This window comes from Streptomyces achromogenes, assembly GCF_030816715.1.
In the GTDB taxonomy this organism is placed as follows: Bacteria; Actinomycetota; Actinomycetes; order Streptomycetales; family Streptomycetaceae; genus Streptomyces; species Streptomyces achromogenes_A.
Genome location: NZ_JAUSYH010000001.1, coordinates 3304042 through 3323303, shown reverse-complemented (window position 1 = coordinate 3323303; position 19262 = coordinate 3304042). Strand labels below are relative to the sequence as shown.

General features: G+C 72.7%; 15 protein-coding genes. 7 read left to right on the top strand and 8 right to left on the bottom strand.

Annotated elements, in window-relative coordinates; all coding sequences use genetic code 11:
* From QF032_RS14885 to QF032_RS14870, 4 genes are read right to left on the bottom strand one after another with little or no spacing between them, the layout of a single operon-like run.
* Positions 1 to 1161 (bottom strand): acyl-CoA dehydrogenase family protein, encoded by a 1161-nt coding sequence (locus QF032_RS14885; RefSeq protein ID WP_306952157.1) that lies wholly within the window; start codon positions 1159 to 1161, stop codon positions 1 to 3.
* Positions 1162 to 1168: 7 nt separating this feature from the next.
* Positions 1169 to 2116, bottom strand: coding sequence for a hydroxymethylglutaryl-CoA lyase (locus tag QF032_RS14880; protein ID WP_307043166.1), 948 nt, complete (start codon positions 2114 to 2116; stop codon positions 1169 to 1171).
* Positions 2113 to 4065 (bottom strand): acetyl/propionyl/methylcrotonyl-CoA carboxylase subunit alpha, encoded by a 1953-nt coding sequence (locus QF032_RS14875; protein ID WP_307056199.1) that lies wholly within the window; start codon positions 4063 to 4065, stop codon positions 2113 to 2115. Before QF032_RS14875 ends, QF032_RS14880 begins: the two co-directional genes overlap by 4 nt.
* 12 nt (positions 4066 to 4077) lie before the next feature.
* Entirely contained in the window at positions 4078 to 5694 is a 1617-nt protein-coding gene (locus QF032_RS14870; RefSeq protein WP_307043162.1) for a carboxyl transferase domain-containing protein, read from the bottom strand.
* A gap of 97 nt (positions 5695 to 5791) precedes the next feature.
* Between QF032_RS14870 and QF032_RS14865 the strand changes: the two genes are divergently transcribed.
* The 3 genes from QF032_RS14865 (at position 5792) to tesB (ending at position 8677) form a co-directional block, all read left to right on the top strand.
* Positions 5792 to 6409, top strand: coding sequence for an SACE_7040 family transcriptional regulator (locus QF032_RS14865; protein WP_307043158.1), 618 nt, complete (start codon positions 5792 to 5794; stop codon positions 6407 to 6409).
* A gap of 178 nt (positions 6410 to 6587) precedes the next feature.
* Positions 6588 to 7745 (top strand): acyl-CoA dehydrogenase family protein, encoded by a 1158-nt coding sequence (locus tag QF032_RS14860; RefSeq protein ID WP_307056198.1) that lies wholly within the window; start codon positions 6588 to 6590, stop codon positions 7743 to 7745.
* 59 nt (positions 7746 to 7804) lie between these two features.
* Positions 7805 to 8677, top strand: a complete 873-nt coding sequence (tesB, locus tag QF032_RS14855) for an acyl-CoA thioesterase II (protein ID WP_307043156.1) — start codon at positions 7805 to 7807, stop codon at positions 8675 to 8677.
* Between the two features lie 40 nt (positions 8678 to 8717).
* On the opposite strand, the gene QF032_RS14850 is transcribed toward tesB, so the two are convergent.
* Both QF032_RS14850 and QF032_RS14845 read right to left on the bottom strand, forming a co-directional pair.
* Positions 8718 to 9503, bottom strand: a complete 786-nt coding sequence (locus QF032_RS14850; RefSeq protein ID WP_057574841.1) for a phosphatase — start codon at positions 9501 to 9503, stop codon at positions 8718 to 8720.
* Between the two features lie 116 nt (positions 9504 to 9619).
* The gene (locus QF032_RS14845) at positions 9620 to 11182 is read right to left on the bottom strand and encodes a PucR family transcriptional regulator (protein ID WP_307056197.1); all 1563 of its coding nucleotides are present in this window, start codon (positions 11180 to 11182) and stop codon (positions 9620 to 9622) included.
* A 162-nt stretch (positions 11183 to 11344) separates the two neighbouring features.
* Here QF032_RS14845 and speB point away from each other — a divergent pair, with 162 nt between their 5' ends.
* Genes speB through QF032_RS14830 form a run of 3 tightly spaced genes read left to right on the top strand, consistent with a single transcriptional unit; the run spans position 11345 to position 14745 of the window.
* Complete coding sequence (speB, locus tag QF032_RS14840) at positions 11345 to 12325, top strand: agmatinase (RefSeq protein ID WP_307043152.1); 981 nt, start codon at positions 11345 to 11347, stop codon at positions 12323 to 12325.
* Positions 12322 to 14022, top strand: a complete 1701-nt coding sequence (locus tag QF032_RS14835; RefSeq protein WP_307043150.1) for a thiamine pyrophosphate-binding protein — start codon at positions 12322 to 12324, stop codon at positions 14020 to 14022. The genes speB and QF032_RS14835 overlap by 4 nt, the downstream gene beginning before the upstream one ends.
* 12 nt (positions 14023 to 14034) lie before the next feature.
* Positions 14035 to 14745, top strand: coding sequence for a DinB family protein (locus QF032_RS14830; protein WP_307056196.1), 711 nt, complete (start codon positions 14035 to 14037; stop codon positions 14743 to 14745).
* 54 nt (positions 14746 to 14799) lie between these two features.
* On the opposite strand, the gene QF032_RS14825 is transcribed toward QF032_RS14830, so the two are convergent.
* Positions 14800 to 15606 (bottom strand): endonuclease I family protein, encoded by an 807-nt coding sequence (locus QF032_RS14825; RefSeq protein WP_306952173.1) that lies wholly within the window; start codon positions 15604 to 15606, stop codon positions 14800 to 14802.
* A 195-nt stretch (positions 15607 to 15801) separates the two neighbouring features.
* On the bottom strand, positions 15802 to 18129 hold the full coding sequence (locus QF032_RS14820; protein ID WP_307056195.1) for a glycosyltransferase family 39 protein: 2328 nt from the start codon (positions 18127 to 18129) through the stop codon (positions 15802 to 15804).
* 212 nt (positions 18130 to 18341) lie between these two features.
* On the opposite strand from QF032_RS14820, the gene QF032_RS14815 reads away from it, so the two are divergent.
* Positions 18342 to 19196: a serine hydrolase gene (locus QF032_RS14815; RefSeq protein ID WP_307056194.1), complete on the top strand. Its 855-nt coding sequence runs from the start codon at positions 18342 to 18344 to the stop codon at positions 19194 to 19196.
* Positions 19197 to 19262: the final 66 nt, after the last annotated feature.

Below are 19262 nucleotides of genomic sequence, written 5' to 3'. Positions count from 1 at the left end.
TCAGTCCGTCAGGCCCAACTCGCGGGCGATCAGCATGCGCTGGACCTCGCTCGTGCCCTCGCCGATCTCCAGGATCTTGGAGTCGCGCCACATCCGGGCCACCGGGTACTCGTTCATGAAGCCGTAACCGCCGTGCACCTGGGTCGCGTCGCGGGCGTTGTCCACCGCGATCGTCGACGAGTACAGCTTCGCCAGCGCCGCCTCCTTCTTGAAGGGCTCGCCGGCCACCAGCCGCGAGGCCGCGTCCCGCCAGGCGAGGCGGGCCGTGTGGGCCTTCATCTCCATGTCGGCGATCTTGAACTGGATGGCCTGGTTGGCGCCGATCGGACGGCCGAACGCGTGCCGTTCCTTCGCGTACTTCACCGACTCGTCCACACAGCCCTGGGCGAGGCCGGTGGCCAGCGCGGCGATGGCGATGCGCCCCTCGTCGAGGATCCGCAGGAACTGCGCGTACCCGCGGCCCTCCTCGCCCAGCAGGTTCGCCGCCGGGACGCGCACGTCGGAGAAGGACAGCTCACGGGTGTCGGAGGCGTTCCAGCCGACCTTCGAGTACGGGCTCGCGACGGTGAAGCCCGGGGTGCCGGACGGCACGATGATCGCCGAGATGAGTGGCCTGCCGTCCGGCTTGCGGCCCGTCACCGCCGTGACGGTGACCAGCCCCGTGATGTCCGTGCCCGAGTTGGTGATGAAGCACTTGGAACCGTTGATGACCCATTCGTCCGTGTCGGGGTCGAGGCGGGCCGTCGTGCGCGTCGCGCCCGCGTCCGAGCCGCCGTCCGGCTCGGTCAGCCCGAACGCGCCCAGGATCTCGCCGGAGCACAGCCGCGGCAGCCACTCCCGCTTCTGCTCCGGCGTGCCGAAGAGATGGATCGGCATGGCGCCCAGCGAGACGCCCGCCTCCAGGGTGATCGCCACCGACGAGTCGACCCGCGCCAGTTCCTCCAGCACCAGGCCGAGGGCGAGGTAGTCGCCGCCCATGCCGCCGTGTTCCTCCGGGAACGGCAGCCCGAACAGGCCCATACGGCCCATCTCACGGACGATCTCGTACGGGAACTCGTGCCGCTCGTAGAAGTCGCCGATCTTGGGCGCGACGACGTCGTGCGCGAACTCCTCGACCGTTCGGCGGAGTTCTTCCAGTTCGGGGGAGAGACGGTGGTCCATGTCGGGGTCACTGCTCCTTGTGGGGCTGTGTCGTGTTACCGAGGGCTCGTACGGTGCGGGACGGGCTGGGTCGGCCCAGGTGGCCGGCCATCCACTCGCTCGTGGCGACGAGACGGCCGAGGTCGACCCCGGTGTCGATGCCGAGGCCCTGCAGCATCCACACGAGGTCTTCGGTGGCGAGGTTTCCGGTGGCGGACTTGGCGTACGGGCAGCCGCCGAGACCTCCCGCCGAGGAGTCGACGGTGGTGACGCCGTGCCGGAGTGCGGCGAGGGTGTTGGCGAGCGCCTGCCCGTAGGTGTCGTGGAAGTGCACGCCGAGCGCGCCGGTGGGCACGCCCTGTTCGTTCAGCGCGGTCAGCAGCGCCGCGACGTGGCCCGGGGTGGCGACCCCGATGGTGTCGCCCAGGCTCAGCTCGTCGCAGCCCTGGTCGAGCAGGGCGCGGCAGACCCGAACGACCTGGTCGACCGGCACCGCGCCCTCCCACGGGTCGCCGAAGCACATGGAGAGATAGCCGCGCACGTGCACGCCCTCGGCCCTGGCGCGGGCCACCACCGGCTCGAACATGGCCAGCGCCTCGTCCACCGTGCGGTTGAGGTTGGCCTTGGCGAAGGACTCGGTGGCGCTGGCGAAGACGGCGACCCGGCGGGCGCCCAGGGCGAGCGCGCGGTCGAGTCCTCGTTCGTTCGGCACGAGCACCGGCAGCGCCGCGTCCACGTCGCTCAGCAGCGGGAACAGCTGCTCGGCGTCGGCGAGTTGGGGCACCCACTTGGGGTGGACGAAGCTGGTGGCCTCGATGGTGGTGAGGCCCGCGCCGGCGAGCCGGTGCACGAACTCGGCCTTGACGGCCGTCGGCACGGTCGTCTTCTCGTTCTGCAGTCCGTCGCGTGCGCCGACCTCGTGGACGCGCACCCGGGCCGGCAGGCCGGGGTCCGGTACGACCATGGGGAGTGTCATCGGTCCTCCTGTGCGGGGACGGCGTCCGGGTCGGCGGCCGGGGCGACGACGGCGAGCACCTGGTCCATGGCGACCGTCGAGCCCGGCGACACGTCGAGCTCGGCGACCGTGCCGGCGTGCGGGGCGCAGATGACGTGCTCCATCTTCATCGCCTCCACCACCAGCAGGCTCTGACCGGCGGCCACCTCGTCGCCGACGGCCACCTTGACGACCGTCACCGTGCCCGGCATGGGCGCGGTGAGCGAGTCGGCGCCCGCGTGGGCGCCCCCGGTGAGCGAGGCGGCGACCGGGTCGTGATCGCGCACGTGCCAGGCGTCGCCGTCGCGCCCGATCCAGTCGGCGGCCCGGTGGAAGGTGTGCCGGACCCCGTCCAGCGTCACCGACACCCGGTCGCCGTCGACGGCGTGCGTGCCGCGCGGGGTGTGCTCCACCGGATCGGTGACACGCAGCGAGAAGGCGACGGGCCGGGGTACGCCGCCCAGCCGCCAGCCGCTGGGCACCGAGAACGGGTCGACCCAGCCGTCGCCGGCGGGGCGCAGGGCGTCGAGCCGTACGGCCGCCGCGGCCTCGTACACCGCCTCCGGCACGTCGGTGGAGACGAGCGACTCCGCCTCCCGCTCCACCAGCCCCGTGTCCAGATCGCCCGCCACCACCGCCGGATGCGCCAGCAGCCGCCGCAGGAACCCGGCGTTGGTCTGCACGCCCAGCGTGACCGTCTCCGCGAGGGCCGCACGCAGCTTGCGCAGCGCGGTCTCCCGGTCCGGGCCGTAGGCGATCACCTTGGACAGCATCGGGTCGTAGAGGCTGCCGACCTCGGCGCCCTCGCTGAGCCCGGAGTCGGTGCGCACGCCGTCGCCCTGCGGCTCGTGCAGCCGGAGCACCGTGCCGCCGGACGGCAGGAACCCGCGCGCGGGGTCCTCGGCGCAGATCCGCGCCTCCACCGCGTGGCCGGTCAGCCGGACGTCCTGCTGGCCGAAGGACAGCGGCTCGCCGGCCGCCGCCCGCAGCTGCCACTCCACCAAATCGAGTCCGGTGACCAGTTCGGTGACCGGGTGCTCCACCTGGAGACGGGTGTTCATCTCCATGAAGTAGTACGCCGACGGGTCGTCGCCCGGCACGATGAACTCCACCGTGCCCGCGCCCCGGTAGCCGCACGAGCGCGCCGCCTGCACGGCCGCCTCGCCCATCGACGCGCGCGTGGCCTCGTCCAGCAGGACGCTCGGCGCCTCCTCGACGATCTTCTGGTGCCGGCGCTGGAGCGAGCACTCGCGCTCGCCGAGGTGCACCACGTTGCCGTGGCCGTCGGCCAGGACCTGGATCTCGATGTGCCGGGGGCGGTCGATCCACCGCTCGACGAGGAGCGTGTCGTCGCCGAAGGAGGCACGGGCCTCGCGGCGGGCGGCCGCGATCTCCTCGGCCAGCGCCGCGGTGTCGCGCACCAGCCGCATGCCCTTGCCGCCGCCGCCCGCGCTCGGCTTCAGCAGCACGGGCACGCCGATCTCGTGGGCGGCGGCGACGAGCTGGTCGTCCGTCAGACCGCTGCCGCTCGATCCCGGCACCACCGGGACCCCGGCCTCCCGCACGGTGGCCTTGGCCCGGATCTTGTCGCCCATCAGGGCGATGGCCTCGGCGGGCGGCCCGATGAAGACCAGCCCGGCGTCGGCGCAGGCACGCGCGAAGCCCGCGTTCTCGGCCAGGAAGCCGTATCCCGGGTGGACGGCCTGGGCGCCGGTCCGGGCGGCCGCCTCCAGCAGCCGCTCGACCGACAGATAGCTGATCGCGGCGGGCGGCGGGCCGATCCGTACCGCCGTGTCCGCCTCCCGGACGTGCCGGGCGTCCGCGTCGGCGTCGGAGAAGACCGCCACCGAGCGCACGCCCATGGCGCGCAGCGTGCGGATGACGCGGACGGCGATCTCGCCCCGGTTGGCCACGAGCACTGTGTCAAACATGAAGTCCCCTCCTCACATCCGGAAGACGCCGAACCGGGGCTCGCCCAGCGGCGCGTTGGCGCAGGCCGTCAGGGCCAGGCCCAGCACCTGCCGGGTCTCCTGCGGTTCGATGACCCCGTCGTCCCACAGCCGGGCGGTCGCGTAGTAGGCGTTGCCCTGCCGCTCGTACTGCGCGCGGATGGGGTCCTTGAACGCCTCTTCGTCCTCGGCGGGCCACTCCTGGCCGCCGGCCTCCAGCTGGTCGCGCTTGACGGTCGCGAGGACGGAGGCGGCCTGCTCGCCGCCCATGACGGAGATCTTGGCGTTGGGCCACATCCACAGGAAGCGGGGCGAGTAGGCCCGGCCGCACATGGAGTAGTTGCCCGCGCCGTACGACCCGCCGACGACGACCGTCAGCTTCGGCACACGCGTGCACGCCACCGCCGTCACCATCTTCGCGCCGTGCTTGGCGATGCCCCCGGCCTCGTAGTCCTTGCCGACCATGAAGCCGGAGATGTTCTGCAGGAACACCAGCGGGATCCCGCGCTGGTCGCACAGCTCGATGAAGTGGGCGCCCTTCTGGGCGGACTCCGAGAACAGGATGCCGTTGTTGGCGACGATCCCGACCGGGTGGCCGTGGATCCGGGCGAAGCCGGTGACCAGGGTCTGCCCGAACTCGGACTTGAACTCCGCGAAGCGCGAGCCGTCGACCACGCGCGCGATGACCTCGCGTACGTCGTAGGGGGTGCGGGAGTCGACCGGCACGGCGCCGGTCAGCCCGTAGGGGTCGACCTTTGGTTCCACGGCCGGCCGCACCTGCCAGGGCAGCGGGCCGCGCGCGGGGAGCGTGGCGACGATGTTCCGCACGATCCGCAGCGCGTGCGCGTCGTCCTCGGCGAGATGGTCGGTCACACCGGAGACCCGGGAGTGCACCTCGCCGCCGCCCAGTTCCTCCGCGGTGACGACCTCGCCGGTGGCGGCCTTCACCAGCGGCGGCCCGCCCAGGAAGATCGTGCCCTGGCCGCGGACGATGACCGCCTCGTCGCTCATGGCGGGCACGTACGCACCGCCGGCCGTGCACGACCCGAGGACCGCCGCGATCTGCGGGATGCCGGCCCCCGACATCCGGGCCTGGTTGTAGAAGATCCGCCCGAAGTGCTCGCGGTCGGGGAACACCTCGTCCTGCATCGGCAGGAACGCCCCGCCGGAGTCGACCAGGTACAGGCAGGGCAGGCGGTTCTCCAGCGCCACCTCCTGGGCGCGCAGGTGCTTCTTCACCGTCATCGGGTAGTAGGTGCCGCCCTTGACGGTGGCGTCGTTGGCCACGATCACGCACTCGCGCCCGCTCACCCGCCCGATCCCCGCGATGACGCCGGCGGCCGGCGCCTGCCCGTCGTACATGCCGTCGGCGGCGAGGGGGGCGAGCTCGAGGAAGGGCGACCCCGGGTCCAGGAGGGTGTCGACCCGGTCCCGGGGCAGCAGCTTGCCGCGCGCGGTGTGCCGTGCCCGCGCCTTCTCACCGCCCCCCAGCCGGGCCGCGGCCAGCTTGCCGCGCAGCTCCTCGGCGAGTGCGCGGTGCGCCTCCTCGTTGGCCCGCCAGGCCTCCGACGCGGGGTCGCCCGCGCTCGTCAGCTCCGGTGCCTCTTCCATTCTCGCGGTCCCCTCACGCCAGTGATCGACTGTTAATGAGCGTTAACCATTTCCTCCAGGTTAACGACCGCTAACCTCCCTGTCTAGAATTGCTCCCATGGCCACCAGAACCGACGCCCCCACCCGGCGCGAGCAGATCCTCAGGGAGGCCGCGCGGCTGTTCGCCGAGCGCGGCTTCCACGGCGTCGGGGTCGACGAGATAGGCGCCGCGGTCGGCATCAGCGGCCCCGGCCTGTACCGGCACTTCCCCGGCAAGGACGCGATGCTCGCGGAACTGCTCGTGGGCATCAGCGGGCAACTGCTGACCGGCGCCAGACGCCGCCTGGCCGAGGCCGACACCGACCGGGCGGGGATGGACGACGATCGGGCGGAGGCTGTCCTCGACTCGCTCATCGAGGGGCACATCGACTTCGCGATCGACGACCGCCCCCTGATCACCCTGCACGACCGGGAGCTGGACCGCCTGCGCGACAGCGACCGCAAGCTGGTCCGCCAGCTCCAGCGGCAGTACGTCGAGCTGTGGGTGGAGGCGCTGCGCGCGCTGTACCCGGACCTCGCCGAGCCCGCGGCCCGCGCCGCCGTCCACTCGGTCTTCGGCCTGCTGAACTCCACCCCGCACCTCGGCCGCCCGGCCTCCCTCCCCGGCCGCGCGGCCACGGCCGAGCTGCTGCACCGCATGGCCCGCGGCGCGTTCGCGGCGGCGGCGGCGGAGTGACGAGCGTTACGGGCGTCGGGCCTCGAAGGGTCTGGACGCCTCTCTCTACCCGCCGGTACGGTTGGTCCTGAGCGAGCGCTTAGCCACAAGGGGCCGCAACCATCGCTTGAGGAACCCCCACGGCGAGCAACCACATCCGCGAGAGCGGCGCCGGCTTAGGCGCAGAGAGGGGCCGGCGGTGCGCCGTACGGTGTTCAACGAGGACCACGAGGCGTTCCGGGAGACCCTCCGGGCCTTCATCGAGGCCGAGGTCGTCCCGGTCTACGACGAGTGGTTCGCGGCCGGCCAGGCGCCGCGCGACTTCTACTACAAGCTCGCCGAGCTGGGCGTCTTCGGCATCCGCGTGGACGAGGAGTACGGCGGCGCCGGCATCGACTCGTACAAGTTCGAGGCCGTCCTGTACGAGGAGACGGCCCGCGCGGGCATCACGTTCGGCGGCTCCGGTGTGCACGTGCTGCTCGGTCTGCCGTACATCAAGCTGCTCGCCACCGACGAGCAGAAGAAGCGGTACCTGCCGAAGTTCGTCTCCGGCGAGGAGATGTGGGCGATCGCGATGACCGAGCCGGGCACCGGCTCCGACCTCGCGGGCATGAAGACCACCGCCAAGCTGAGCGAGGACGGCACGCACTACGTCCTCAACGGCTCCAAGACCTTCATCACCGGCGGCGTCCACGCCGACCAGATGATCGTCTGCGCCCGGACCGACGCGCCCCGCGCCGACGACCGCCGGCACGGCATATCCCTCCTCGTGGTGGACACCAAGTCCGAGGGCTACTCGGTCGGCCGCAAGCTGGACAAGCTGGGCCTGAAGACCTCCGACACCGCCGAGCTGGCGTTCGTCGACGTCAAGGTGCCCGTCGAGAACCTCCTCGGCGAGGAGAACAAGGGCTTCTCCTACCTCGGCCACAACCTGGCCTCCGAGCGCTGGGGCATCGCCTACGGCGCGTACGCGCAGGCCAAGGCCGCCGTCCGGTTCGCCAAGCAGTACGTGCAGGAGCGCACCGTCTTCGGCAAGCCGGTCGCGCACTTCCAGAACACCAAGTTCGAGCTGGCCGCCTGCCAGGCCGAGGTGGACGCGGCCGAGGCCGTCGCCGACCGCGCCACGGAGGCGCTGGACGCCGGCGAGCTGACGCCGGCCGAGGCCGCCAGCGCCAAGCTGTTCTGCACCGAGGTCGCCCACCGGGTGATCGACCGCTGCCTCCAGCTGCACGGCGGCTACGGCTTCATGAACGAGTACCCGATCGCCCGCCTGTACGCGGACAACCGCGTCAACCGCATCTACGGCGGCACCAGCGAGATCATGAAGTCGATCATCGCCAAGGACATGGGCCAGTAAGGTCCCGGTCCCTCCCCGCCACCGGTCCGGCACCTACTGCCCGGTACACACTGGACGCCATGAGCCACGCACTGCAGGATCTCCTCGATCTGCTCGACCTGGAGCAGATCGAGGAGAACATCTTCCGCGGCCGGTCCCGGTCCGCCGTCGTCCCGCGCGTGTTCGGCGGACAGGTGGCGGCCCAGGCGCTGGTCGCCGCCGGGCGGACGGTCCCGCGGGACCGTCCCGCGCACTCCCTCCACGCGTACTTCCTGCGTGCGGGGGACCCCGGCGCGCCCATCGTCTACGACGTCGAGCGCATCCGTGACGGCCGTTCCTTCACCACCCGCCGGGTCGTCGCCGTCCAGCACGGCCGGCCGATCTTCTCCTTGTCGGCGTCCTTCCAGGCGTACGAGGAGGGCCTCGACCACCAGGCGCCGATGCCGGCCTCGCCGGACCCGGTGACGCTGCCCACCTCCGAGGAGCGGCTGCGCGGGTACGACCACCTCGACCCGGCGGTCGTCGAGCGGTTCCTGGAGGCCCGCGAGGCGATCGACCTGCGCTATGTCGACGAGCCGCCGTACGGGAAGTTCGGCGAGCCCCGCGAACCGCACTCCCAGGTGTGGTTCCGCACCAACGGCAAGCTGGCCGACGACCCTCTGCTGCACGTCGTCCTCGCCACCTACGTCTCCGACATGACCCTGCTCGACTCGGTGCTGCTCGCGCACGGGCGCGGCGGCTGGGCCGTGGGAGACGTGGTGGGGGCGTCTCTGGACCACGCGATGTGGTTCCACCGCCCGTTCCGCGCCGACGAGTGGCTCCTGTACGACCAGGAGTCGCCCTCGGCGCAAGGTGGTCGCGGCCTCGGCCAGGCCCGCATCTACACGCAGGACGGCCGGCTCGCGGTGTCGGTGATCCAGGAGGGCGTGGTCCGCGTCCCCCGGGCGGACTGAGCTTCCTGTCCTGGACCCCCGTCCGTAACCTCCGTCCGTCCTACAGGCCCGCCTCCGCGAGCAGGTAGGCGACCATCGGGTCGTAGTGGCGCGGGCTGACGACGTGGTCGTCCAGGGGGACGGCCACCTGGACGACGCCCTCGGCCTCGCCGATGAACAGCGCCGGGTCGTTGCAGTCGGCGTAGCCGACGGAGTCCACGCCGTGCCGGCCGGCGTAGCCCGCCCAGCCGTGGTCGGCGACGACCAGGTCGGGCAGCGGGCGCCCCGCGCGCTCCAGCGCCGTCAGGACGGCCTTCATCGGCTCGCCCGAATGGGTGTGCCACAGGGTCGCCCCGTGCTCGAGCACCGCCACGTCGGCCACCTGCCAGACGTACCCCTCGTCGGTCTGCAGCCCCGGGGGGATGACCACGATCTCGCAGCCCGCCGCGCGCAGGGCGGCGGCGGTCGCGCGGTGCACGTCCAGCAGGCCGCCCGGGTGGCCGGTGGCGAACAGCACCCGCTGCCGGCCCTCGGCCGCCTTGCGCAGCCGGGCCGCCATCCGGTTCAGGCCGTCGACCGTCAGCTCGGGGTCGATGGTGTCCTGGCCGTAGCGGTACTCGGGATCGTCGTTGACGCCCACCCGCTCCGCCATCACCGCCAGCACGTCCTGCTCGTCGGTCCAGCGGTCGCCGAGTTCCAGGCCCAGCCAGAAGTTGCGCACGCCGTTGGCGAGTTGGCGGTAGTGCGAGAGGTTGTTCTCGCGCGGGGTGGCGACGTCCCCGGCGATACGGGTTCTGACGAGGTGGTCGACGAGTTCGACGCGGCTGGGCGTCGCGGATATCGGCATGGCTCCATTGTGGGGCAGCGGGCTGTGGGCGTCCTGGCTGTTCCGGGCGCTGGGACACGCGTCACGCCCCCGGTGCGGGCCTCTGGTCGGCCCTGGTCGCTCCTGGTCGCTCCTGGTCAGTCCTGTTTCAGCGCGAACCACAGCTCCATCCGGACGTCGGGATCGTCCAGGTCGGCGTCGAGCAGTGCCGCGCAGCGGGCGATCCGCTGCCGCACGGTGTTGCGGTGCACGGCCAGCGCGACGGCCGTCCGGTCCCAACTGCCGTGCAGGGAGAGCCAGGCGCGCAGCGTCTCGACGAGGGCGGCTCTCCCGGCGACCGGGGCGAGGAGCGTGCGCGCGTGGTCCCGGGCCTCGTCCGCGGGTACCAGGTCCAGCAGGCCGGCCCCCGGGCCGTGGCGCACCAGGGCCGTGCGGGTGGCCAGGGCGCGGGCCAGCGCGCGGGCCGCCTGCGCGTCGGCGGCCGGCCAGCCGGCCGGGTCGGCGTCCGCGCTGACGCCGAGGACCCAGCCCGGCTGCGGCCGCGGCGGCCGGCCGGCCGGTACGAGGACCCGTACGACGTCCGCGCCGAGATCGACCAGCGGGGAGCCGAGTCCGGCGCCGAGCGCGGAGGCCGCCACCGGGTCGGGCGTCCGTTCGCCGTGCGGCCGCCCGTGCACCACGAGCCACCGCTCCCCGCCCAGCAGGGGCGCCACCTCCTCGGGCGCCCCGCCCAGCAGCAGCCGCACGAGTGCCGACGAGCGCGCCGCGCCCGACCCGCTCTGCTGCTCGCCGGTGAGCAGGGAGAGCAGCACGGCGGCGACGGAGGCGATGGTGTGGTCGCCGGGGCTGCGCCGGGCAGCGGCCACGCCCAGCACGAAGCCCCGTCCGGCGCCGAGCGCGTACGCGGAGAGGTGGACTCCGGCCGCGGTGGTGTCGCCGGCGGTGGCGGGAGGGGTCGCCGAGGACGCGGCAGGGGCCGCGGTGGCGGCGGCGCGGGAGAGGAGCAGGCGGGCGAGTGCGGCGAGCGGGCCGTCCGCCTCGGACGGACTGCCCGCCCCGGCGATCTCCGCGCCCTCCGGGCCGTACAGCACCGCGCGGCCGCCGATCCGCCGGGCGAGCTGCCGCAGCACGGACGGGACCGGGTCCGGGCGGGACGCGGCGGCCGCGAGGCTCTGCTGGGCCTCGGTCACCCGGCGCAGTTCGGCCGTGCGGGCGCGTTCGATCAGCTGCCAGACGGCACGGGCGACGGCCGCGAAGGTCGTCTGCGGGGGCACCTCCAGGAGCGGCAGCCCGTGCGCCTCGCACGCGGCGACCAGTGCCGGCGGCACCGTGTCGTGCACCGGCGCGACGCCGAAGCCCAGGGCCGCGCCGCCCGCCGCCACGACCCGCGAGACGTAGTCGTCGACGTGCGTCCCCACCGCGGCCGCCTCCCGGCTCGCCGTCCCCGGGTCTGCCGTTTCAGATCCTGGTGTCGGCGGCCCGGCCGTCCCCGGGATGTGCACCCCGGCCGTCAGCAACAGGTCGCCGCCCAGCAGGTACGGGTACGGGTCGGCCATCTCCGAGGAGTGCGCCCCGTGCAGGACCGTGCCGGCGTCGGCCGGCCCGGCGATCTGCCGCAGGCCGAGATCCTCGCGGGCCAGCAGGGCGGCGAGGGGCACGGGCGGTGTGGGCGGTACGGCCGGCGGACCCGATGACATCATGTGCGTTTCCTCCACTCCAGGGCCCGTCGATGGAGGAAACGTACACTTCGCAGCCGCCGTCCGGCTGCCTAGGGTCGACGGGAGACCCCCGGTCCGACCCCCGTAGGGTCGGACGAGAAGCAGTGCATACGCGGCGAAGCGTGAGAAAGAAGGCATACGACCATGGACGGCAACGAGACGCCCCGCGGCCCCGTCGACTCCTCCCGCATCCCGCGCTACGCCGGGCCCGCGACCTTCGCCCGGCTGCCCCGCCTCGACGAGGTCGGCCGCGCCGACGTCGCCGTCGTGGGCGTGCCGTTCGACTCGGGCGTCTCCTACCGGCCCGGCGCCCGCTTCGGCGGCAACGCGATCCGTGAGGCGTCCCGGCTGCTGCGGCCGTACAACCCGGCGCAGGACGCCTCCCCGTTCGCCCTCGCCCAGGTCGCGGACGGCGGCGACATCGCGGTGAACCCGTTCGACATCCACGAGGCCGTGGAGACGATCGAGGCGGCCGCCGACGACCTGCTGGGCACCGGCGCCCGCCTGATGACCCTGGGCGGCGACCACACCATCGCGCTCCCGCTGCTGCGCTCGGTCGCGAAGAAGCACGGTCCCGTGGCCCTGCTCCACTTCGACGCCCACCTCGACACCTGGGACACCTACTTCGGCGCGGAGTACACGCACGGCACGCCGTTCCGCCGGGCCGTGGAGGAGGGCGTCCTCGACACCGAGGCGCTGTCCCACGTCGGCACCCGCGGCCCCCTGTACGGCAAGCAGGACCTCACCGACGACGAGAAGATGGGCTTCGGCATCGTCACGTCGGCGGACGTCTACCGGCGCGGCGCCGACGAGATCGCCGACCAGCTGCGGCAGCGCATCGGCGACCGCCCGCTCTACATCTCCATCGACATCGACTGCCTCGACCCGGCGCACGCGCCCGGCACCGGCACCCCGGAGGCGGGCGGCATGACCTCCCGCGAGCTCCTGGAGATCCTGCGCGGCCTGGCCTCCTGCCACCTGGTCTCGGCGGACGTCGTCGAGGTGGCCCCCGCGTACGATCACGCGGAGATCACGTCGGTGGCCGCGTCCCACACGGCGTACGAACTGACCACGATCATGTCCCGCCAGATCGCCGAGGCCCGCAAGGAGAACGAGGGCAAGTGACCCACGACCACGACCTGGTGCTCCGCCCGACCGCCGCGCAGACGGAGGCCGCACTGAACCCTCCCCCCGGCCGCACCGGCGGAGACCTGGTCGTGGAGACCCTGGCCGGGCTCGGCGCGACGACGGTGTTCGGCCTGCCCGGCCAGCACGCGCTCGCCGTCTTCGACGCCCTGCGCCGCTCCTCGCTGCGTTACGTCGGGCTGCGGATGGAGAACAACGCGGGGTTCGCGGCGGACGCGTACGGCCGGATCACCGGGGAGGCGGCCCCGCTGCTGCTGTCGACGGGCCCGGGCGCGCTCACCTCCCTCGCCGCGCTCCACGAGGCCGCGGCGGCCTCCGCCCCGGTCCTGGCGATCAGCAGCCAGGTCCCGACGGCCGGACTGGGCGGCGGCCGGCGCGGCTATCTGCACGAACTCCCGGACCAGGCGGCCTCGTTCAGGGGCGTCGTGAAGTCCGTCCACCAGGCCCGCACGGCGTCGCAGATCCCGTCGGCGATCGAGGCGGCCTGGAAGTCCGCGCTGACGGTCCCGCACGGCCCGGTGTGGGTGGAGATCCCGCAGGACGTGCTGCTGGCACCGACGTCGATCCCGGTCGTGACGGGCGGCGACGCGTTCCCCGACGAACTGCCGCCACGCCCCGAACTGACCGCCCTGGCCGCCGACCTGCTGTCGCGTGCCGAGCGCCCGGCGATCATCGCCGGCGGCGGAGTGGTGCGGGCGGACGCGTCGGGCAAACTCCGACAGCTCGCGGAGCGGCTCGACGCGCCGGTCGTCACCACCCCGGGCGGCAAGGGCGCCTTCCCCTGGACCCACCCCCTCTCCCTCCAGTCATGGCTGGAGGACCGCCACACCACGGACTTCCTGGAGGACGCGGACGTCCTGCTGGTGGTCGGCTCTGGTCTCGGCGAACTGTCGTCGAACTACCACACGTTCAAGCCCCGGGGCCGCGTCGTCCAGATCGAGGCCGACCTCGGCAAACTGGAGTCCAACCACCCGGCGCTGGGCATCCACGCGGACGCCCGCCTCGCGTTGCAGGCGCTCCTGGAGACGGTGCAGACCCGGCAGGACGAGACCGCGCCCGACCGGGTACGGGACCTGCTCGCGAAGGTCGCCGACCGCATCGCCGCCCAGGACCTCACCCTGGAGCAGGAGGTGCTGGCGTCGGTGCGCAGGGCGCTGCCGTCCGACTCCCCGTCCTTCTGGGACATGACGATCCTCGCCTACTGGGCCTGGTCGGCGTTCGACGCCAAGGGCCCCAACCGCCTGCACTCCGCGCAGGGCGCCGGCGGTCTCGGCTATGCCTTCCCCGCGGCGCTGGGCGCGGCGGTGGCCGACCCGACCCGGCCGGTGCTCGCGGTGTCGGGTGACGGCGGCGCCCTGTACTCGGCCGCCGAGCTGGCCACGGCCCGCCAGCACGACCTGAACGTCACCTGGCTGATCGTCGACGACGGCGGCTACGGCATCCTGCGCGAGTACATGACGGACTCCTTCGGCGCGGCTGCCGGCACCGAGCTGACCCGCCCGGACTACGTGGCACTGGCAAAGTCCTTCGGCGTCCCAGGCGTGCGGACGTCCCCGGACACCCTGGCGGCCGACCTGGCGAAGGCCCTGTCCGACCCCGGCCCGTCGGTGGTCGTGCTCCCGACGGTGCTGCGCATGTTCGCGCCGACGCACACTGGGACCGGCGACGGCCGTTGATACCGTCCCGGCATGTCTGAAACACCCGGATCACCCGGTCCCGGCATCCGCCCCGGTCCCGGCATCCGCCCCGGCGCCCAGCCCGGCCCTGTCACCGCTGACGACGTGCGGGACGCGGTCCGCGCGGCGGCGGCCGTGCTGCGCGGGGCGCGGGAGGCCGACTGGGACGTCAGGGCCGGTTCCCTGGAGTGGAGTTGCTGGGAGACCGTCGAGCACCTCGCCGACGATCTCTTCGCCTATGCCGCCCAACTGGGGCCCGAGCAGCCGCCGTCGGACCGGGACGTGCCCTTCGTCTGGAGCCCGCAAAGGCCCGGCGGACCGGCCAACGTCGTCTTCGCCGACCGCGCCGCCGGAGCCGCCGGACTAGTGCAGGTGCTGGAGGCGAGCGGCGCTCTGCTGACGGCCATGGTGCGCACCGCCGCGCCGGACGTCAGGTCGCACCATGTCTTCGGCGCCTCCGACCCCGAGGGCTTCGCCGCCATGGGCGTCGTCGAGACGCTGGTGCACCTGCACGACGTCGCCGAGGGGCTCGGGGTGCGGTGGGAGCCGGACGCCGGGCTGTGCGAACGGGTGCTGGCGCGGCTCTTCCCGGACGCCCCGACCGACACCGGCCCGTGGCCCACCCTGCTGTGGGCGACCGGCCGGGGTGAGGTACCCGGGCGCGCGCGTCTCACCCGGTGGCGCTGGCACGGGGAGCCCCGCGAGGACGCCGAAAGGGACTGAACCTCCCTGGTCGTCAAGGGAGGTTCAGCCCCTCCGCGCGTTCGTCCCGCGGTCCTACCAGATCGCCTCGACCCACTCCGGGTGGTCGATGAACGGGTTGCGGTTGTGCTGGTAGGTGTCGTAGATGGTCTGGTTGCGCTTCTCCTCGAAGGCGCTCGGCGGGTCCTCGTCGTTCCACTGCTTGAGCACGGAGAGCTTGCCGATGTACGGGTTGCTGCCGTTGTTGACCTTCTCGTTGGGCTCCAGGTCGGCGAAGCCGTCGCCGCCGTCGTAGCGGACCGCCATGTAGAGGATCATGCGGGCCACATCGCCCTTGTCGGCGTCACGCGGCTCGAAGGAGTCGGAGTCGGTGAGGCTGCCTCCGCCGCCCGAGACGGTGCTGCCGCCGTTGTCGAAGTCCTTGTTGCCGCGGATGCTGTTGACCGTCACGTCCGCCGGACGCAGGTGGTGCAGGTCCGTGCCGGGACCGGTCACCTCGCCGAAGTCGCCGTGCGACTTGGCCCAGACGTGCTCGCGGTTCCAGTCCCCGACGTCGCCCCCGTTGAGGGACTTGCTGCGTGAGACGCCGCTGTACAGCAGGATCACGTTGCTGCTGTTGTTCGGGTCCTGGTCGGTGACCTTCAGGGCGTTCCAGACCGCGGAGTACGAGATCTTCGAGACGTTGGCGCTGATGATCGTGTGCAGGGAGGATTTCAGGCTCGTGCCCGTCTTGCCGACCGCGTTCTTGTAGTACGTCGAGTCGTAGGCCGTCGTGGTCGCCGCGGCGGGGGACGCGGTGAGCGTGGGGGCGGTGATGCCGACCAGGACGGCAGTGGTGGCAAGCGCCACCGACTTCCATCGGCGTATGCGTGTCGCCAGCATGTGGGGTGTCCGATCTACGCGGGTTGATTGAAGGCGGCAATCGGGAGAGTGACATGCACATGCGGCCATGGCAATGAATCTGACATGTCTTTCAGATGACGAGAACCGGCAAACTGCCCTTTGTCTACGCGAGTTGACGTGCGCAAACGGCCTCCGACGGGAGAGTCGGAGGCCGTTGGGGATGTGCCCGTCAGCTCAGCCCACGTCGGAGGCGTCCAGCCGGTAGACGGTGGAGGTGGTGGACGTGGTGGACGTGGTGGAGGTGCCGGCCTCGGAACCGGCCTCGGAGGGCGACGTCGCGCCGTACTCGCTCGCCTGCACCGCCGTGCCGTTCTTCTGCACCCACGCGGTGATCTCGGCCAGCAGGCTGTTGTTGCCGCCGCCGGGGCCGCCACCGCCGCCGAGCTGGATGTAGTGCAGCTCGCCCTTCTTCACCAGTTCCTTGAGCCGGGGCAGGGTCATCGCGTTGTCGGAGCCGGTGAAGCCGAACATCGAGATGACGGGCTTGCCGGTGCGCAGGATCAGTTGACCCGCGCTCTGCGAGTTGGACACCGCGATCAGCCAGGTGGCGCCGTCCCGGTGCTTCTCCAGGTACGAGACCAGCCCGCTGTCGGCGCCGCCCGTGCCACCTCCTCCGCCCATGCCTGCGCCCATGCCGCCGGGCGCACCGCCCGCCGTGCCGCCCGGTGCCGTGCCGTTCGCGCCGCCCTGTGAGCCGCCGGGGGACTCCCCTTCGGTGCCGCCCTGTCGGCCGTCCTGCCGGCCCGGTGCGCCGCTCGCGTCGCCGCCCTGCGGGAGTTCGCCGGTGCCGCCGCCCGGCGTCATCTGGCCGTTGCCGCCGCCGGGTGCCTCGCCGCCGGCCTGGCCGCCCTGCTGTGTGCCGCCCGGCAGTTGGCCGCCCGGCCCCCCGCCGTCGCCGCCGCCGAAGCCGCCCCGGCCGCCGCCGGGACCGCCCATGCCGCCGCCGGTGGAGGGGCCCGCGGTCGGGTTGGTGCCGCCCATCATGCCGCCGGAGGCGCCGAAGGCGGGCGAGGCGGCGTACGCCGTCGGACCCGCGAGGGCCGCCACGAGCGCCGCCACGACGGACACCCCCAGCAGCCGGAGCCTCGTGCCCGAGTTCGCGGACCGCAGGACGAACAGGCCCACGAGCGCGAGGACCATGACCACGCCCACCGCCGGCCAGAGCCAGGTGTTCCAGCCGGTGGCCCGCCGCAGCAGCACGATCGCCCAGACGCCGGTGATCGCGAGCCCCGAGGGCAGCACCCACGACCAGCGCGCGTCGCCGCCGCGGAAGGCGCGCCACAGCAGGACGCCGCCGCCCCCGCACAGCGCCGCGATGCCCGGGGCCAGCGCGGTCGTGTAGTACGGGTGCATGGTGCCCTCGGCCATGGCGAAGGTCAGGTAGTGCAGCACGAGCCAGCCGCCCCACATCACCAGCGCGGCACGGGTCGCGTCGGTGCGCGGGGCCCGGCCGCACCGCACCAGGCCGCCGACGAGCGCGACGCCCGCGAAGGGGATCAGCCAGGAGATCTGGCCGCCGAGGACGTCGTTGAACATCCGGCCGATGCCCGCGGTCCCGGCGAAGGTGCCGCCCCCGCCCCCGCCGCCCCCGCCGTTGCCCTCGCCGCCGAGGACCCGGCCGAGGCCGTTGTAGCCCATGATCAGGTCCCAGGCGCTGCCGTCGGTCGAACCGCCGATGTACGGGCGGTCGTCGGCCGGCACGAGCGAGACGGCCGTCGCCCACCAGAAGCTCGAGACGGCCAGTGCCACGGCGGCCAGCGTCAGGTTGACGGCCTTCCTGCGCCATCCGAGCCTCGACGCGTACAGGTACACGGCGAAGACGGCGGGCAGGGCGATGTAGCCCTGGAGCATCTTGGTGTTGAAGGCGAGGCCGAAGCAGACCGCGGAGCCGATGAGCGGCAGCAGCCTGTCGTCGCGCACGGCGCGCAGGGCGAGCGCGGCGCCCGCCACCATCAGCAGGACGAGGATCGTGTCGGGGTTGTTGTCGCGGTTGATGGCGACGGTGATGGGCGTCAGCGCGAGCACCAGCGCCGCGACGGCCGCCGCGACATGCCCGAACGCCCGCTTCACCGAGGAGTGCAGGATCCAGATCGTGCCCAGCGCCGCCGCGATCTCCGGGGCCGTCATCTGCCAGGTGCCGAAGCCGAGGACCCGGCAGGACAGGCCCATGACCATGAGGGCGAACGGCGGTTTGTCGACGGTGAGGAAGTTCCCGGCGTCGAGCGAGCCGAAGAACCACGCCTTCCAGCTCTGCGTGCCGCTGTAGACGGCGGCGCTGTAGAAGCTGTTGAGGCTGTCGCCGGACAGGTTCCAGCCGTAGAGCACCCCCGCCAGGACCAGGATCGCGATCAGCGCGGGCAGCGACCAGCGGGGCGCCTTCTCCGGCGGGGGCGCCGGCGGAACCGTTCCGGAGGCGGCCGGCGGCGACCGGTCCGGGGACGCGGCGGGGGACCCGGCGGGAGTCACGGTCGGGTGGGGCAGGGGATCGGTGGCAGATGTCACCACTGCACGATGCGCACGGCCGATGAGCGAGGGCTGTGCTCCACCTGGGGACCAGCTGTGGCCGGCTGAGAAACCGGTGAGAGCGCCTCCGCCGCGGCGCGAACTTCCCCGCGTGGTGCGCGCTGTGTGTCCGTCCTGCGACGGACGTGTCACGAACTCCCGCGCGTCGAACGGGAGTACAACTATCGGTCAGATGTGTGAGTCAACGTGTCATGACTCACCGGACCGCAAGAAGCAGACGGGGACTGGTCGCAACGGCGCTCGGCGCCGCCGTCCTCGTCACCGGCGTGGCCACCGCCGCGCCCGCCTCCGCCGCCACGCCCACCGTCACCTGCACGTCGAGCAAGGCCGCTCTCGCCGCCAAGCTGAAGAAGGACATCACCGCCGCGCTGGTGGGCCGCAAGGGCACGATCGCCGTGGGTCTCTACGACCGCACCACGAACACCACCTGCACCCTGCGCGCCTCCACCGCCTACGACTCGGCCAGCGTGGTCAAGGTGACCGTCCTGGCGGCGTTGCTGTGGGACGCCCAGCGGAGCGGCCGTACGCTGACCAGCCGGGAGAAGTCGCTCGCCACCGCCATGATCACCAAGTCGGACAACGCCTCCACCTCCACCCTGTGGAAGCAGCTCGGCGTGACGAAGATCAAGAAGTTCCTGACGGCCGCGAAGATGACCCAGACCAAGCCCGGCGCGAACAACTACTGGGGTCTGACCCAGATCACCGTCACCGACGAGCAGAAGCTGCTCAAGCTGATCCACGCCCGCAACACGGTGCTGACCGACGCCTCGCGCTCCTACGTCACCACCCTGATGGGCAAGGTCGTCTCCGCGCAGCGCTGGGGCACCCCGTACGGCCGGCCCGCGAACGTCTCCTGGCACGTCAAGAACGGCTGGCTGTCGCGTGCCACGCAGGGCTGGCGGGTGCACAGCGTCGGCACGTTCAAGGGCGGCGGCCACGACTACGTGATGACCGTCCTCACGCACGGCAACAGCACCATGAACTACGGCATCGCGACCATCCAGGGCGTCGCCAAGGTCGTCCACAAGGACCTGGCCGCCTCCTGAGCGGGAGCGGGCCCGCGCGCGTGATTTCGTCCGTCGGGCACTCGGCCCGTCACCGCGGCAATGCCC

Bases quoted from the DNA above. Each gene is read 5' to 3' on its own strand.
- QF032_RS14885 (WP_306952157.1), bottom strand. From the start codon at position 1,161: ATGGACCACCGTCTCTCCCCCGAACTGGAAGAACTCCGCCGAACGGTC.
- QF032_RS14880 (WP_307043166.1), bottom strand. From the start codon at position 2,116: ATGACACTCCCCATGGTCGTACCGGACCCCGGCCTGCCGGCCCGGGTG.
- QF032_RS14875 (WP_307056199.1), bottom strand. From the start codon at position 4,065: ATGTTTGACACAGTGCTCGTGGCCAACCGGGGCGAGATCGCCGTCCGC.
- QF032_RS14870 (WP_307043162.1), bottom strand. From the start codon at position 5,694: ATGGAAGAGGCACCGGAGCTGACGAGCGCGGGCGACCCCGCGTCGGAG.
- QF032_RS14865 (WP_307043158.1), top strand. From the start codon at position 5,792: ATGGCCACCAGAACCGACGCCCCCACCCGGCGCGAGCAGATCCTCAGG.
- tesB (WP_307043156.1), top strand. From the start codon at position 7,805: ATGAGCCACGCACTGCAGGATCTCCTCGATCTGCTCGACCTGGAGCAG.
- QF032_RS14850 (WP_057574841.1), bottom strand. From the start codon at position 9,503: ATGCCGATATCCGCGACGCCCAGCCGCGTCGAACTCGTCGACCACCTC.
- QF032_RS14845 (WP_307056197.1), bottom strand. From the start codon at position 11,182: ATGATGTCATCGGGTCCGCCGGCCGTACCGCCCACACCGCCCGTGCCC.
- speB (WP_307043152.1), top strand. From the start codon at position 11,345: ATGGACGGCAACGAGACGCCCCGCGGCCCCGTCGACTCCTCCCGCATC.
- QF032_RS14830 (WP_307056196.1), top strand. From the start codon at position 14,035: ATGTCTGAAACACCCGGATCACCCGGTCCCGGCATCCGCCCCGGTCCC.
- QF032_RS14825 (WP_306952173.1), bottom strand. From the start codon at position 15,606: ATGCTGGCGACACGCATACGCCGATGGAAGTCGGTGGCGCTTGCCACC.
- QF032_RS14815 (WP_307056194.1), top strand. From the start codon at position 18,342: ATGACTCACCGGACCGCAAGAAGCAGACGGGGACTGGTCGCAACGGCG.